This is a genomic window from Actinomadura sp. NPDC023710, from assembly GCF_040639875.1.
Classification (GTDB): domain Bacteria; phylum Actinomycetota; class Actinomycetes; order Streptosporangiales; family Streptosporangiaceae; genus Spirillospora; species Spirillospora citrea.
On record NZ_JBFAGB010000013.1, the window covers coordinates 189913 to 205481 of the forward strand.

The following is a 15569-nucleotide window of genomic DNA, read 5'->3' on the forward strand; positions in this document are numbered from 1 at the left end:
GCGGCGGGCTTCCGGCAGAACCGCGATGCCATTGCCGGCTGCGGCCGCGATCGTCCAGGGCTTGGCCACCGCATCCCACTCGACCACGTTGTTCACGCGTCGGTGTGCGTGGAGCCTGCACTGTGGCGAACTGTCGGATCGGGTGCGTGGCAGGTGTGCATGAAAGATGGTGTCGGGTCTTTGATGCGTGGGCGTCGAGCCATAGGTCGTATTCTGGTCGGCGATGGCTACACAAGGGGTGGAGGGCGCATATCAGGGTGCGCTTCGGGCGTTCCAGAACCCGATGCTCGATCTGCTCCACCGGACCTATGCGCCGTTCGTGGTGACCGTGCTGGCGATGATGTTCACACCGGAGCGGTCGACGGTGGCGGTGGCGGACGCCCATGCGGAGATCGCCGGAGCCCTCGACCAGTTGCGGGCCGCGGGCTACGGCTACGAGGGCGACCAGCCCTTGCCCGCGGGGAACGCCCGTGATCTGTGCAGGCAGTGGGTGCACGCGGGCTGGCTGGTGCGGCAGGTCTCCGACGACGTCGAGGTGTACCGGCTGTCCGCGCACGGCGTCGGCGCGCTCGAAGTGGCGGGTCGGGTCGGCGGGGCACGGACCAGGGTGTCGGAGTCCCGGGTCCGGACGCTGCTGGAGGCGGTCGAGCGGCTCGCCCAGGACGCGGACCCGGACGTGATGGCCCGGATGGCGCGCCTCCAGGCGGAGATCGATCAGCGTCGGCGAGAACTCGACCGGCTCGAACGGGGCGGCGACGTCGACACCGTCGACGACGACCAGTTGCTGGAGGCGGCCGAGAACGTGCTGCATCTGGCGCGGGAGTTGCCCGCCGACTTCGCCCGCGTCGCCGAGTCGATCAAAGCCATGCAGCGAGACGTCGTCGCCGACCTGCGGCAGGATGTCCGGCCGACCGGGGAGGTGCTGCGCGAGTACCTGGAGCGCGGTCGGCAGATCATGGACGCGACACCGGAGGGCCGCGCGTTCGCCGGGGCGTTGCGCCTGATCGGCGACCCCGCGCAGATCGACGACCTGTGGAACCTGCTGCGCACCGTGCTGCGGCACGGGTTCACCGAGCTGATGCCGGAACCGCAGCGGCGGGAACTCGCCGAGATCGCACGCCGGATCGAGCAGGGCGTCAAGGAGGTGCTGGCCGCGCAACGGCAGGCGTCGCACGTCATCACCACCCAGGTGCGCAACCATGACCCGATGCGGGACCGCCAGGTGGACGAGTTGCTGCGGGACGTGATGTCCGGACTCCATACCTGGGTGCCCGGATCACGCCGCGGCACGGCCGTCGCCCCGCTGCGCCGCCTTCCGGTGGCCGACGTCGGGCAGTTGCGGCAGACCATGAGCGACCCGCGGCCGCCCCAGCCGCCCACGCCGCTGCGGGAATGGGACGAGGCGGAGGACGTGCCGGCCGCGGACACGCGGGCATGGGGCGGTCCGCAGTACGCCGAACTGCGCGCGCATCTGGCGGCGTTCGCGGGCGACGCGGACGGCGTCGACGTCGCGGCCGCCTTCCGCGCGGCGGCCGAGCGGATACGGCGGCCGGTGGATCTGCTCGGCCTGCTGGAGATCGCGCATGACTTCGGAATGACCGACACGGCCGAGGTCGCGGTGGTCGACGTGGTCCGTCCCGACCGGACCCGGCGACGGCTCGCGTTCGGCGGCGTGCTGGCGGCGAACCCGGCGCCGGCCCGCGCCGCTGACGAGAGGCCGGGAAACGACGATGAGTGAACCGGACGGGGTGGACGACGGCTGGTCGACCGGCGAGGAGGCCGGCTTCATCGAGCCGGTCCCGATGGAGGACGACCCGACCGAACTGTTCGCCGGTGACACGGGCACGCTGGAGGTGGACGTGCGGCGGGTGCTGGTCCGGCTGCTGCAACGCAGGTTCCTGCTGGCCGAGAAGAACCCGGCACAGTGGCGCACGCTGCTGGAGAACCAGCAGATCATCGAGTCGCGGTTGCACGACCTGTTCGTCCGGCTCGTGGTCGACCACGACCGGGGCATCGCCTACAAGCAGCAGGTGCGGTCGGGGGAACTGGACGTCCCGATCCTGCTGAAGGACGACCCCTACAACCGCGCCGAGACCCTGGTGCTGGTCCACCTGCGGACCGTCTTCCAGCGGGAACGCGGCACGGGCGAGACGTCCGCGCGGGTCGACATCGAAGAGCTGGAACAGACCGTGCTGACCTATTTCGATCCAGACGACCACAACCTCGCCCGCGGCCAGCGCGAGATCCGCAACGCGGTGCAGCGGCTGGTCACCGAGGGCCTGCTCGCGGAGGAGTCCGCGGGCCGGTACCGGATCACGCCGCTGGTCGAGGTCGTGCTGAGCACCGAGAAGCTCACCGAGCTGAACCAGTGGCTGCGGGAGCAGAACGAGGTCGCGCCATGAGCATGATCGACACGCTGTTCGGGTTGATCCCGGCGGCGTCGCGGGGGCAGCAGTGGGTGGCGCGGGATCTGCAGCTGGTCAACTGGGGTGGATACGACGGGTACCACCGCGTCCGGTACGCGCCCGGCGCGACCCTGCTCAGCGGCGGTTCCGGGTCGGGCAAGTCGACGCTGATGGACTCCTACATCGCGTTGCTGATGCCGCACACCACGCCGTTCAACGGGGCGTCCAACGGCGGGGTGGTCGGCCGGCCCCGGGGCAAGGACCAGCGCAACATCCTCTCCTACGCGCGCGGGAAGCTCGACGAGTCACGGGCGGGCGGTGAGACGAGGCAGCGGGTGCTGCGCGGGGACGGCCGCGACACCTGGTCGGCGATCGCGATGACCTGGGCCGACCGGAGCGGCGCGGTGTTCACCGCGCTCCGGGCCTGGTACGTGCCGTCGACCGCGCGCACCCTCGACGACGTCGTCGCGGTCCGCGCCACCGTCGACGACGTCTACGACCTGCGCGAGCTGGACGGCCCCGCGGGCAGCAGGCTCGCCCGCGCCGCGGTCACCGCGACAGGCGTGACCTGCTTCGACACCGACCGGGATTTCACGGCCCGGCTGCACACCGCGCTGGGCATCGGCGCCGCCGGGGACGGGCACAAGGCGGTCGGGCTGCTCGGCAGGATCCAGGCCGGCCAGCAGATCACCACCGTCGACGCGCTGTACAAGACGATGGTCCTGGAGGAGCCGCCCACCCTGGCCACGGCGGACGAGGTGGTGCAGCAGTTCGACGAGCTGTCCGGCACGCGGGACCGAATGATCACCGCCCGCCGTCAGGTGCGGGCGCTGACCCCCATCCGCGACCACCGGGAAGCCATCGACAGCGCGGTGACACGGTTGCAGGTGATCGAGGCCGTCGGATCGTTCACCGACCCGGCGTCCCCCGCGGCGCTGTGGCGGCACGAACGCCGGCTCGACCTGCTGCGCGCGGCCGAGTCGGACCTGACCGGACGGCGCCGCCGGGCCGAGGAGGACGTCCGGGAGACGGCCACACTGATCAAGGCGGCGGAGTCCCGGCGGGACGCGGTGCTCGACATCCTGCGCGCTTCCGGCGGCGACCGGCTGGACACCGCGCTCCGGGAGATCCGTGGGGTGGAACAGCGGCTGGCCGATGTCGAACGCGCACGGAAGCGACTGGACCGGGTCCTCGACACCGTCGGCGCCACCGTGGCGACCGGCCGGGACTTCGCCGCTCTGGTCGACACCGCGCACAAGGCGCTGGCCGACACCGACGCCAGGAGGACCGCCCAGAACGAGTTCGCCGCGGCGGCCGCGGAGCGCTCGGCCGCCGAACGCGACCTGGCCGGGTTGCGCGCCGAGCACGACGCGGTCAAGGCCCGCCGCGGCAACATCCCCACCGCCCTGCACGCCGCCCGTGACCTGCTGGCCGACGCCGCCGGGATCACCCCGGACGACCTGCCGTTCGTCGGTGAGCTCATCGAGGTGCGCACGGAGTTCGAACCGTGGCGGGAGGCGTTCAACCTGGCGCTCGGCGGGTTCGCCACCCGGATGCTGATCGACATCGGCCGGCTGGGTGCGTTCCGCGAGGCGATCAACACGGTGCCCGTCGCGCGGCGCATCCAGTTCGAAGGCGTCCGCACCGGCATGCGCGACGAGGTCGGGCTGAACGACAAGACGCTCCCCGGCCGGCTCGACTACCGGCCGTCGCCGTTCACCGCCTGGCTCAAGAGCGAACTCGCCCGCGGGTTCGACTTCGTCTGCGTCGAGACGCCCAAACTGTTGGTGCAGTACTCCAAGGCGCTCACCATCACCGGCCAGACATCGCAGGGCGGCCGGGGCGCGCACGGCGGTCACGGACGGGCCAACCTGCTGGGATTCACCAACACCAGCCTGCTCGCCGACCTCGACACCCGGATCGGCCACGCCCTCGAACGTCATGACGACGCCGCCGCACGGGCGACGAAGGCGGAGCAGGACCTCAACTCGTTCGAGGAGAGACGCACCGCCTACCAGGCCCTGACCGAACTGTCCTGGGACCAGGTGGACGTCGAGTCCGTCACCGCCGAACGGGAGCGCTGGAAGCAGGTCATCACCGAGGTTCGCGCCGGCAATCCGGAGATCGACCGGCTGCAGGGGGAAGCGGAGGAGCTCAGGCGGAAGGTCACCAAGCTGACCGAGCGCATCGGCGGACAGAAGAGCGAGGTGGAGCGTCTCGGCAAGGCCTGGGAATCGACCGTGGAGGAGGTGGACGGCGCCCAGCGGGTGCTCGACACCGCCGCGGCGACCGGTGCCGAGGTGAGCCGGGAACACCGGGAGTACCTGGCGGCGCTGTTCGACGACGCCCCGGACGGCGCCGACCCGGCGAAGGCGCTGGCCGAGTTCGACGCCGCGCACCGCCGCGGCGTCGAACGGATGCACGACGATCGAAAGTCGGCGGAGGAATCGATCAGCCGGTCGCGGAGGGCGCTGCACGAGACGTTCTCGACGTTCGTCGAGCGCTGGCCGAACCCGAACCTCGGCACCGAACCGGACGCCTCCTACCGCGACTTCGACCGCCTGCTCACCGATCTGGAGACCAGCGGCCTGCACGAGCTGGAGACCGAGTGGCGCGACAGCCTCCTCAAACTCTCCGGCAACGACCTGACCAGCCTGGACAGCGAGCTCGCCGCCGCCGTCCGGGAGATCCGCGACCGGATCGACCCGGTCAACCGCATCCTCGCGGAGCTGCCGTTCGCCGACGACGGCCACCGGTTGCGCATCGACCCGCAGGAAAGCCACTCCGCGGTGCGCGCCCGGTTCCGCAAGGAGCTGCGCGACGTGCGCGCCGTCATCGACAAGGCGGCCACGGACGCCGACCGGGAACGCGCCTACCACCGGATGGCCAAGGTGATCGACCGCATCCGCCGCACCGCGCCCGACTTCGCCGACCTGGTCGACGTGCGCAACCACGTCCGGATCAGCGCGGAGAAGTGCGACCTCGCCGGAGAGCACGTCGCGGTCTACGACCACATCGGGGAGAAGTCCGGCGGCGAGTCGCAGGAACTGGTGGCGTTCATCGTCGGCGCCGCGCTGCGCTACCAGCTGGGCGACGCGGGCGCCGAACGTCCCCGCTACGCCCCCGTCTTCCTCGACGAGGCGCTGATCAAGGCGGACGCGCACTTCACCGGCCGAGCCATCGGCGCATGGCGCGGGCTGGGCTTCCAGCTCGTCATCGGCGCCCCCAACGACAAGCACAGCGCGATCGAACCCCATGTGGACGCGGAATACCTGATCCTCAAGAACGCCGAGGGGCGGTCGTGGGCGAAACCCATCGTCGCGGTACCCGAGGCGTGACCTCCCGACTGATCACCCCGGCCGACGCGGTCGAGTCACTCCGTCGCAAGGTCCACCAGAAGTGGGCGGAGGCCGTGTGCGCCGACCTCGGCGCAGGCGACCCGGTCACGTTCTCCGTCCCGCTCCGTCCCGGCGTGTCGACCGGAAGTGCGGTGGCGCGGATCGGGCACGCGGCCTGGCACGAGTGGCACATGCGCTGGCGGCGGTTCGCCGACCGGCACCCGGCGGGCGTCGTGATCGTCCGCAAGCCGGTGTCCGTCCAGGGCGTGACGGACGACTACCCCAGCACGCTGGTCGTGGACCTGCACGCCGCCGTCGCCCTCGTCTCCGGAACCGGACCGCTGGTCGTGGACGTCGCCCGCGCCCGTACGCTCGCGTCGTCGCTGCGGTCCGCGGGCGCGGTCCTCACCCCGGCCACCGTCCGGGCCGCCTGCGCGCTCGGAGCCGACGACGCCGAAGTGCTGCTCAGCGCGGTGACCTGGCTGCGTCGGCACCCGGACGCGGGCGCGTGGACCGCGCGTCAGCTCCCGATCCCCGGCATGCACACCAAGTGGCTCGACACCCATGGTGCGTTGCTGCGCGACGTCGCCGGGCGCGACGTCCGGGCCGAGGTCCGGTCCCGTCCGACCGTGTTGCACCTGACCTACGTCGATCCCGACCACGCCGCGTCGGGCCGCCGCAGGCATGACGCCTGGACCACCGGCGACACGCACGACATCGCCTACCGGCCGCGGATCGTCCTCGTCGTCGAGAACCGCGACTCCCGGCTCTGGTTCCCACCGGTGCGGGACACGATCGTGGTCGAGGGCGGCGGCAAGGCGGCCGCGGCCCTGCTCGCCAACGTGCCCTGGATCCGTGCTGCGGACCACGTCGTCTACTGGGGGGACATCGACGCGGACGGATACGCGATCCTCGACCGGTTCCGCGCCGCGCTGGCCGAGCCGGCACCGGACGAGGCGCCACCGAAACCGGTCACCTCGATCCTGATGGACGCCGCCGACCTGCACCGCTACGCCGAGCATGGGCTGAACCATGACAAGGCGGGCCGCCCCATCAAGCCGTCCTCGGCGATCCTGCCGCACCTCACCGAAGCCGAGACGATCGCGTACGACACCGTCGCGACCGCGGGCCGTACGCCGTTCCGCCGGATCGAGCAGGAAGCCATTCCCCTCGCCCACGCCGCAGCCCGGCTGCCGGACGTCTCCACGAGCTCTCATCTGTGACCGGCCACTCGTCTGAACCTCTTCAGCGACCCGACCGCGGCCGGGGCCAAGGCCGCCAGGCATTTCGGCGCGGCGAGCTGAACGGAGGCACGACCGCGGCCCGGCCAGGATCGCTCGATCCGGGCCGGGCTCGCGGGTGTCCGCGCCCCCGGGGTGGAGAGGACGGCGGTTATCGGTGGACGGCCCCGAGTTCGGGTTCGATGGTGATCGAGTCCAGGTTGACGTTGCCGTTGTCGTTCGGTCCGTAGACGAAGGTCAGCGGCGTGGCCGGGGCGAGACGGACGCCGGCCCGCAGCTCCGCCCACGTGTCCCAGGACGCAAGGTCGGGGAACTGAAGTTGGACGGGCTGCGCCCCGCCGGCCAGCGTCATGGTCCGCGTCGAGCCCATGGCGTTGGCGTAGCGGAGGCTGACCGTGTAGAGGCCCTCGGCGCTGACCGGGGCATCGAACCGCAGGCCGCTGTCCTTGGTCTTCAGGCAGGCCACGAAGCCGGTGCCGGTGTAGCCGGTGTGGTCGGTGCGCCGGCACGCGCCGCTGACGAACTGCGCGGACTCCGCCTCGATCGTGCGTGGTTCGGCGGCGAGCGCCCTGCTCGCGGCCAGCAGGCCTGCCGCGAGGTCCGGGGCGATCGGCGCGCCCTCGACCAGGACGTTGAACTGGTCGAGGGCCTTCCTCATCCCCGTCGCGTCGCGCGCGGCCGCAGCGTGGACCGCGGCCTTGATCTCGGCGGCGAGCCTGCCGGACAGGGCCGGGTCGACGGCGCCTTCGTCGGTCGCCACCCGCACCTTCAGTGCGAGCGAGAGGAGCCCCTCCGGTGCGCCGAGCCGGGCGGTGAGCCGGTCGTCGATCGCGGTGCGGGCCTGCGCGCCCACCTCGTCGAGAGGAAGACCGTAGAGGGCGAGCCGCACGTCCTGCAGGGCCAGGAGACGGCCGGTCACGTCGCCCTGGCGGAGCATGGTCTCGCCCTTGACGATCGCGGGCTGGAGGCCGGCCGCCGCCGACGGCGTCAGCTTGCCGGCCCGCCGCAGGTCCCGGACGAGGTCGAGCAGTGAACGCGTCTGCTCCACCCGGACCGGCTTGCCGGGACCGGCGCCGGACGTGCCCACCGCGACCCGGAAGTCCCCGTCGGGCACCTCGGAGGCGGGCAGCGTCCACTCGACGGTCCTGGTTCCGCCGCCCGCCACGCGGACCCGCCGGGCCTCGCCGGCGGCGCGGCCGTCGAGGAACACCCGGGCCTGGAATTCGGCCACGGTGCTGCCCTCGTTGGTGAGCGGAGCCTTCACGGTGAGCCGCTGGGTGCCCTGGTCCAGCACGGCTTCGGCGGCGCCGTAGTCCGCACGTGGCGCGGCGTACCGGGAGAGGCCCCGGAGGTCTTCGGCGGTCGCGGGCCTGAGTCTGACCGCCTGACCGCCGCCGCCGACGAGTGACATGGACAGCCGGGTGGAGGACCTGACCAGCGTCTTGCGGATCTCGACGGGCAGCGGGTCGCCCTTCCAGGTGGTCTCCTGGGCGTCGGCGTAGGTCTCCGCCACGAACTGGCCGGACGGCAGGAACGACAGCGGCACCTGGAGGGTCCGGTCGTTCTCGTCGGTGATCGCTCCGAGATACCAGGTCCCGCCGCTCCGCCGGGCCGTCGTGGTGTAGTCCCCGATGACGCTGTCCAGCACGCGGGTCTCGTCCCACGTGGCGGGCATGTCCTTGAGGAACGCGAATCCGGGATGGGCGGCGTAGTTCTCGGGGGTGTCCGCGAGCATCTGCATGGGGCTGAAGAACGTCGGATACAGGGCGAGCTGCGCGGCCGAGGTGGTCTGGACGCGGGTCCCGAGGCGGGCCGGGTCCCAGGTGACGTTGAGGACGCCGGGCGTGTAGTCGGCGGGCCCTCCCATGAACCGGGTGAAGGGGAGGATCGTGGCCTGCGCGGGCGGGTTGCCGTTGGCGCCCATGTAGTTGTGCTGCTCCATGCCCGCGACGCCCTCGCCCGTCATCATGTTCGGGTAGGTGCGCGCGAGGCCGGTGGGTTTGATCGCCTCATGGGCGTCGACCGTGATGTGGTGCCGGGCCGCCGCGTCGACCACCCGCTGGTAGTGCCGGACGGCCTCCTGGTCGTAGTGGCTGCGGTTGACCCCGCCGAGCAGGTACTTCGTGGCATAGCCGGTCTTGATCGAGTGGATGCCCAGGGCCTCGTAGCTGGAGAAGATCATCTCCAGGTTCTGGTCGTAGTGGTCGACGTCGCCCCGGGTCTCGTTGTGCGCGATGAACCCGACGCCGTTGGCCTTGGCGTACCGCAGCACCTCGGGGAGGTCGAGGTCGGCCTGCGGGGTCAGGAAGTCCTGGCCCGTCCACGAGCCGCCGGAGTTGGTGTTCCAGCCCTCGGCCAGCACGAACCGGGCGCCCGCCCGCTTGGCCAGGTCGATGTACTGCTTGACCCGCGCGGTGGTCGCGCCGTGGTTCGGCCCGGCGTTCCAGGTGGTGGCCCGCCGTTGCAGTTCCCACCAGACGCCGACGTACGTCGCGGGCTTGATCCAGGACGTGTCGTCGCAGATCGCGCACGGGTCGTTGAGGTTCTCGACCAGATGGGACTCGCCGAGGTCGCCGGGGCGCTCGCCCGTGGTCAGGGTGCGCCAGGGCGTGGAGAACTCGCCGTTCAGCTTGGCCTTCGTGCCGTCGGGGAGGCTGATCAGGTCGCTGGAGAACGCCCCGGGCCGTCCCGGCACCGCCTTCAGCGTCATGCTGGGGTAGTCGGTCAGGTCGGCCTCGTGGACCACCACGTAGGAGTCGGCGGCGGGCGAGGCGGTGATGGGCGTCTGCGCGGTGGGGACGCCGGACAGGGGCAGGTCGCGGTAGTGCTTCTCGTCGGCGGTCCAGTTGGTGCCCGCGGCGATCGACCAGCTCCTCGCGGCGGGCTCGAAGGCGAACTCCGTCTGCTCGGCGGTGACGGTGTAGGCGCCGAGGCCCGGCTGTCCGGGGAAGTGGTAGCGGAACCCGACCCCGTCGTCGAAGACCCGGAACACCAGGTCGAGCTTGAACCCGGTCCCGGCCTGCACCGCGTGGACCGTGAGCTCGTTCGCGTGGTTCCTGACCTTGCTGGACGTCCCCCACACGGGTTTCCACGTCTCGTCGATCGTGCGCCGATCGACGGACTGGATGGACATGTCCCGGGTGAGGCTGGGCCGTCCCGCGAGATCCATGCCCAGTCCGGACGCGCCGACGAGGACCCTGCCGCGCTCCTTCACGCTGTAGGTGAGCCGCCCGTCCTCGGTGGCGATCGCCACCCGCAGCTCGCCGTCCGGGGACCGGACGACCCGAGCGTCCTTTCCGGCGGCCTCGACGAGTCCGCCGGAGGGTGTGGGCGCTTCGGCTCGGGCCGGGGCGATCGCGAACCCTCCCGGGGCCATGAGGGCCGCCGCCATGACGAGCGTCACCGCCCGTCTTCCTCGCCACTTCGTGCCTGCACGGCCCATATGCGCCTCCCTGGGGGTGGTGGAGGTGACGGGAACGCTCCACAAACGGTCCGGTGATCGTAAGTTGGGCGAAACTCTATGGTCAACACTCTTAAAGTCCATTATTTTGTGTATTCACCGCTCTAATTCGGTACCATCGTCCCGTGCCCAACCCACCGAACCCGAGGATCGAACGCAGCAGGCGCGCGATCCTCGACGCGCTGAACCAGTCCTTCCCCGCGACCCGGCAGGAACTGAGCCGCCGGACCGGGCTCGCGCCGAGCACGGTGGCGGGGATCGTCCGGGGGCTGCTGGCCGAAGGCCTGGTGCACGAGCATCCGGCCGCCGAGCGGGCGGGCCGGGGCAGGCCGTCCTCCCCGCTGTCGCCGCACCGCCCCCCGGGGTATCTCGTCGGTATCGACTTCGGGCACACGCACGTCTCCGCGGCCCTCGCCTCGACCTCGCAGCACGTCGTCGCCGAGGACCGGGTGCCCGTCGACGTGGACGGCTCGGCGGGCCACGCGCTCGACCAGGCGGGGGCCCTCGTCGCCGGCCTGCTCGACCGTTCGGGAGTCCGGGCCGGTTCGGTGCTGCGGACGGTGGCGGGGATCCCGGGGCCGATCAACCAGGCGACCGGCCGGATCCAGTCGGCCACGATCCTCGCGGGCTGGGCCGGGGTCCGGCCGCGGGAGGAGCTCACCGCCAGGCTCGGCGGCGAGGTGGTGATCGCGAACGACGCGGAGCTCGCCGCGCTGGCCGAGCACACGCACGGGGCCGCACGGAACGTGTCCGACCTGATCTATGTCAAGGCGTCCCACGGCATCGGGGCCGGGCTGATCCTCGCGGGACGGCGGTACACCGGGGCGTACGGAGCGTCCGGGGAGATCGGGCACACGCTGATCCAGGAGGGCGGGGCGCAGTGCCGGTGCGGCCAGCGCGGCTGCCTGGAGTCGGTGGTGTCGATCGGCGAGGTGTGGCGGCAGCTCATCGCGGCGGGTCTCCCGCTCCCCGAACGACCCGACGACCTGTCACTGGACGCCCTGGTCGACAACCCGGTGGTGGCCCGGATCGTCGCCGATGCGGGACGCGGGCTCGGACGCGTCCTGTCCGACCTGTGCAACGCCCTGGACCCGGCGATGCTCGTCATCGGCGGCGAGCTCGCGACGGGAGGCGTCCCCCTCCTGGAGGGGATCCGCGAGTCGCTGCGCCGCTTCGCCCAACCCGCGATCAGCGACCGGGTCCAGGTCCGGTCCTCATCCCTGGGCGCCCGCGCGGCCCTGGCCGGCGCCCTGACCCTCGCCGCCACGGAGTCCATCCCCTGAGGAATGTCACAGCATGACCGTGACGTCCGTTCTCAGGGAGCGGTGTTCGGCCACGCGGTCCAGGGTGAAGACGGCCGGGTCGGCCGGTGTGTGGTGGACCATGACCTCCCGGCCCTGTCCTGCGCTTAGCCAGAACTTGACGGGTTCGGCGACTACTCGATAGGCCGCGTGCGGCGTACTCCGGCCGCGAGAATGGAAAATTCCTCTTGCCGTACGGCGGTGGCCACAGCGGACGATCCGGACCGCGGGCTGTCGGAGTCCTCCGCAGTGCCTACGAGGTCGCCGCCGCGCGGTGACCACGGCCGGGCCACCCGGAGGAAGAGGCGCACCGCCGGCTCGGGACAGAGGTAGTACCTGCGACACGGAGGAATCTGAATGTCGGACCAAGGCGATCTTCCGGCCCCGAGCCAGGGGCTCGTGCTCACGCACTTCCTGACCGTCCGGGACGTAGCCGTCTCCAGGGAGTTCTACGCGAACGTCCTAGGCGGCACGGTGGTGCTCCAGGAGAACCCCGCCATCGTGCAGGTGGCCAACACCTGGATCATCATGAACCCCGGCGGTGGCCCCACACCGGACAAGCCCGACGTCATCCTCAGGCCGCCCGAGCCCGGCGATCCGGTGTCGACTTTCCTCAACGTCCGGGTGGCCGACATCGAAGCGTTCTACGCCGCGGCCACGGCCCAGGGTGCGCAGTTCCTGACCGAGCCCCTGGACCGCAAGGCGGAGATCCGCTGCTACATGCGCGACCCGGACGGCTACCTCATCGAGGTCGGGCAGGCCACGGGCATGCTGCACGGTGTCTTTGCCGATCGTCCCGCGCCCGGCTAGGAGACGGCGGTTGAGGAATCACACTGCGGAGGCGCTACTGCCTGGCCGGCGGTTTGCGCCCGTTGCCCTCCGCGCACGCGAGCGGCCAGATCATTCCTGGACCACGTGCAGTGGGTTCCGGCGCCCATGCCCTGCGCCAGGGGCCAGAAGCCGGCGGATGCGCTCGTACTCGGCGGCCATCTCCGGTGTGGCGAGGAAGTCGTCCAGATCGGCGGAGACCTCGTGGTCGACATCCTCGATGCTGCGGATGGCGAGTTCGTAGAGCTCGCCGCGCCGGTTCTGCTCCAGGTAGCTCTGCCAGTGCGCCAACGCGCTGATGGCAGTGAGGACTCCGTTGTCCAGATCCTCATCGACCAGGATGCCGTCATGGATCGTCGCGAGTTCGTCCCGCAGTTCGGCGGCGCTGATCGTCAGGACGTTCGCGCAGGCGGTGGTGAGTGCCGCTCGGGCGTCCTCGGTGAGTTCGTCATCGGCCGCACCGCGGAGCAAGTCCGGCCGCACCAGACGAGTGACCGTCTCCTCTCCGAAGACACGAACGTCGTCGTCGGTGGCTTCGATGATCAGTCGGAGAATGTCCGCCTCGAACTCGCTGTAGTTCACGCCCGCAGCCTAGGTGGTCGCACACGATCGGTACCGTGAGCCTGACCGGGCCCGGGGCGGTCCGCCCGGTGGTTCTTCCGGGCCGCGTGCTGGAGATCGAGGAGAAGCCGTGCCGTCAGAGGTCGAGGCGCGGCACGTGTGGCGGATCGAGGCCCGGGAGTACGCCCGCCAGGAACGCCGCCGTGGCCGCCGTTTCGCGTTCACGGAACTCGTTCCGGCCCGTACGGCCCTGGTGGTGATCGACATGGTGCCGTTCTTCGTGTCCGACAACCCCTACTGCCGGGGGATCGTGCCCAACATCCACCGCCTGGCCGAGGCTCTCCGGGCCGCGGACGGTACGGTCGCCTGGGTCCTGCCGGCGGTGGGCGAGCGCACCGCGGTGGCCGACGAGTTCTTCGGACCGGAAGCGGCCGAGATGTACCGGACTTCCGGCGGCACCGGGCCGATGACCGAGCGCCTGTGGCGTGACTTCGTGGTCCATGCCGACGATCTGCTGGTGGAGAAGTCGGCGGCCAGCGCCTTCTTTCCGGGGCGTTGTCCGCTTCCGGATCTGTTGGAGCAGCGCGAGATCGACACCGTCCTGATCACCGGCACCGTCACCAACGTGTGCTGCGAGTCCTCTGCACGCGATGCGAGCACCCTCGGATACCGGGTCATCATGGTCGCCGACGCGAACGCGGCACGCCGCGACCGGGACCACAACGCCACCCTGCACACCGTCTATCGGACCTTCGGCGACGTCCGCCCGACGTCTGATGTCCTCAGCATGATCGAATTGCTGTCACAGCCCGCGCCACACTGATGGCACAGCCCCACAACCGGGCAGTCGCACAATGCCGCCCTGCTCGCTGACCGGGCAGAGAGCAGGCAGCGCTTCAGTCCGGCAGCAGCACCACCTGCGGGAGCGGCGACCGGCGGCACGCTCCGCGCGCTGACCGATGCGACGGCCTCGCAGGTCCCCATTTCTGCGGCACCGCCGTTTCCGGTGGGCATGTTGCCCTGCTGGTTCCATCCCGGACGGTACGTAGTGTCCAGATCAATCTCGATCTCGGACCGTTCGTGACCAGGTCGCGAACGAACGCAAACGGAGGAAAGATGAGTACAGATCAACCTGACCAGGCGTCCCATATAGGTTCGCACATCGACCTGTTAACAGACTTATCGAGGGTCGTTGACGGGGCGGACCCCGGAACGGTGGACGCCATTGTGGTTCCCACGATGACTCCGCTGGCAGTGGGGCCGGCGGTCGACTTGGCAAAAGCACTGGAGTGCACGATCGTCCTATTGTGCAGCCCGTCTGCACAGCTACGGGAGCTCGGCAGAATGGGCCGTGTCCTGCCCTCCAACGCACTTTATCTGGAAGTCTCGCGGGAGTACGGTCACCCGCTGCTCGGTTTCGAGCGGCGGGAGATCGAGAAGCATACGGACATCGCGACGAAGAGGAATATCGGACTGCTGATGGCCCGCATGTGCGGATGGCGGACGGTCTTCTTCCTCGACGACGACATCCGGGGCATGGAGCCATCCCTGATCAGGAGGGCCGCCGCTCTGACCGGGCAGTATCGGGTGGTCGGATTCCAGATTCCCGAATTCCCGGATAATTCGGTCGTGTGTCACGCCAGCCGGGTTTCCGGGGGAGTGCAGTCGACCTTCATCGGGGGTAACGCACTCCTCGTCGACACGCGTCGCGCGGAAGCGTACTTCCCCGCGATCTACAATGAGGACTGGCTGTTCATCTACGATGCGGTCGCCGCTCGCTCGGCGGGCGTCGCGGGCAGGCTGCGTCAGCTGGCGTACGATCCGTTCAGCCGGAGCGCCGTACCGGAGGAGTTCGGCGAACTCATCGCCGAAGGCCTGGTCCGGGCGCTCCATTCCGGATCGGATGTTTCCACGCTCTACTTCTGGATGGACGCGATCAAGAAACGCTCGCGTTTCATCGACGAGGTGGTGGGCCGCCTGCACGGAACTGCGCCCGGAACGGATGAGCCGGTTCCAGATCGCGACCGTATCCTGCGACGCCTCGACGAGGCGAAGAAGCGGCTCCTGGAGATCTCCCCGATGAGCTGCCTGTCCTTCTATCGCACATGGCGCGAGAACGTGGATGTCTGGCAGCGGCAGCTTCTGGGTCTTCCCACCTCGCTCACCCCTCAACAGGCGATTCGCTATCTGCGGCTGCCGAGCGTGTAGGGCTTGCCGGCCAGGGGAGGGCGAGGTCCCACGTGTCCGGCAGGGCCCGGTCGGTTACGACCGGGCCCTACCGGACCCAACTGGTCCCGGGGCCGAGGCCCCGGGACCGCGATTTCATGAAGGACGTCATGCGGCGGCGCGAGGCTCTGCAGACGAACCGGGGAAGCGGTCACGCCCTGGCCGCTATCCCTGCGACGCTGTTCATCGATCAGGGCAGGCCGTCTCCG

At 70.4% G+C, this 15569-nt stretch carries 10 protein-coding genes; 8 read left to right on the forward strand and 2 right to left on the reverse strand.

The genetic code is table 11. The features are described 5' to 3' along the window. Nucleotides 1–223 precede the first annotated feature (223 nt). The 4 genes from AB0H37_RS17560 to AB0H37_RS17575 are packed head-to-tail and all read left to right on the forward strand — an operon-like array spanning nucleotide 224 to nucleotide 6966. Nucleotides 224–1738 carry a DUF3375 domain-containing protein gene (locus AB0H37_RS17560; protein ID WP_329089670.1) on the forward strand — a complete coding sequence of 505 codons (1515 nt, stop codon included), beginning with the start codon at nucleotides 224–226 and terminating at the stop codon, nucleotides 1736–1738. Further along, the gene (locus AB0H37_RS17565) at nucleotides 1731–2402 is read left to right on the forward strand and encodes a DUF4194 domain-containing protein (RefSeq protein ID WP_360613721.1); all 672 of its coding nucleotides are present in this window, start codon (nucleotides 1731–1733) and stop codon (nucleotides 2400–2402) included. The genes AB0H37_RS17560 and AB0H37_RS17565 overlap by 8 nt, the downstream gene beginning before the upstream one ends. After that, nucleotides 2399–5743 carry an SbcC/MukB-like Walker B domain-containing protein gene (locus AB0H37_RS17570; RefSeq protein ID WP_360613723.1) on the forward strand — a complete coding sequence of 1115 codons (3345 nt, stop codon included), beginning with the start codon at nucleotides 2399–2401 and terminating at the stop codon, nucleotides 5741–5743. The genes AB0H37_RS17565 and AB0H37_RS17570 overlap by 4 nt, the downstream gene beginning before the upstream one ends. Then, nucleotides 5740–6966 carry a Wadjet anti-phage system protein JetD domain-containing protein gene (locus tag AB0H37_RS17575; protein ID WP_329089674.1) on the forward strand — a complete coding sequence of 409 codons (1227 nt, stop codon included), beginning with the start codon at nucleotides 5740–5742 and terminating at the stop codon, nucleotides 6964–6966. The genes AB0H37_RS17570 and AB0H37_RS17575 overlap by 4 nt, the downstream gene beginning before the upstream one ends. Nucleotides 6967–7135: 169 nt before the next feature. Here AB0H37_RS17575 and AB0H37_RS17580 read toward each other — a convergent pair whose 3' ends face one another. Next, nucleotides 7136–10387, reverse strand: coding sequence for a glycoside hydrolase family 97 catalytic domain-containing protein (locus AB0H37_RS17580; RefSeq protein ID WP_360613725.1), 3252 nt, complete (start codon nucleotides 10385–10387; stop codon nucleotides 7136–7138). A gap of 182 nt (nucleotides 10388–10569) precedes the next feature. On the opposite strand from AB0H37_RS17580, the gene AB0H37_RS17585 reads away from it, so the two are divergent. Next, complete coding sequence (locus tag AB0H37_RS17585) at nucleotides 10570–11727, forward strand: ROK family transcriptional regulator (protein ID WP_329089678.1); 1158 nt, start codon at nucleotides 10570–10572, stop codon at nucleotides 11725–11727. A gap of 375 nt (nucleotides 11728–12102) precedes the next feature. After that, on the forward strand, nucleotides 12103–12555 hold the full coding sequence (locus tag AB0H37_RS17590) for a VOC family protein (protein WP_329089680.1): 453 nt from the start codon (nucleotides 12103–12105) through the stop codon (nucleotides 12553–12555). 90 nt (nucleotides 12556–12645) lie between these two features. On the opposite strand, the gene AB0H37_RS17595 is transcribed toward AB0H37_RS17590, so the two are convergent. Beyond that, entirely contained in the window at nucleotides 12646–13155 is a 510-nt protein-coding gene (locus AB0H37_RS17595) for a hypothetical protein (protein WP_360613728.1), read from the reverse strand. Nucleotides 13156–13291: 136 nt separating this feature from the next. On the opposite strand from AB0H37_RS17595, the gene AB0H37_RS17600 reads away from it, so the two are divergent. Both AB0H37_RS17600 and AB0H37_RS17605 read left to right on the forward strand, forming a co-directional pair. After that, on the forward strand, nucleotides 13292–13957 hold the full coding sequence (locus AB0H37_RS17600; RefSeq protein ID WP_360613730.1) for an isochorismatase family cysteine hydrolase: 666 nt from the start codon (nucleotides 13292–13294) through the stop codon (nucleotides 13955–13957). A 392-nt stretch (nucleotides 13958–14349) separates the two neighbouring features. Then, on the forward strand, nucleotides 14350–15342 hold the full coding sequence (locus AB0H37_RS17605) for a hypothetical protein (protein WP_329089686.1): 993 nt from the start codon (nucleotides 14350–14352) through the stop codon (nucleotides 15340–15342). The last annotated feature ends 227 nt before the right edge of the window (nucleotides 15343–15569 follow it).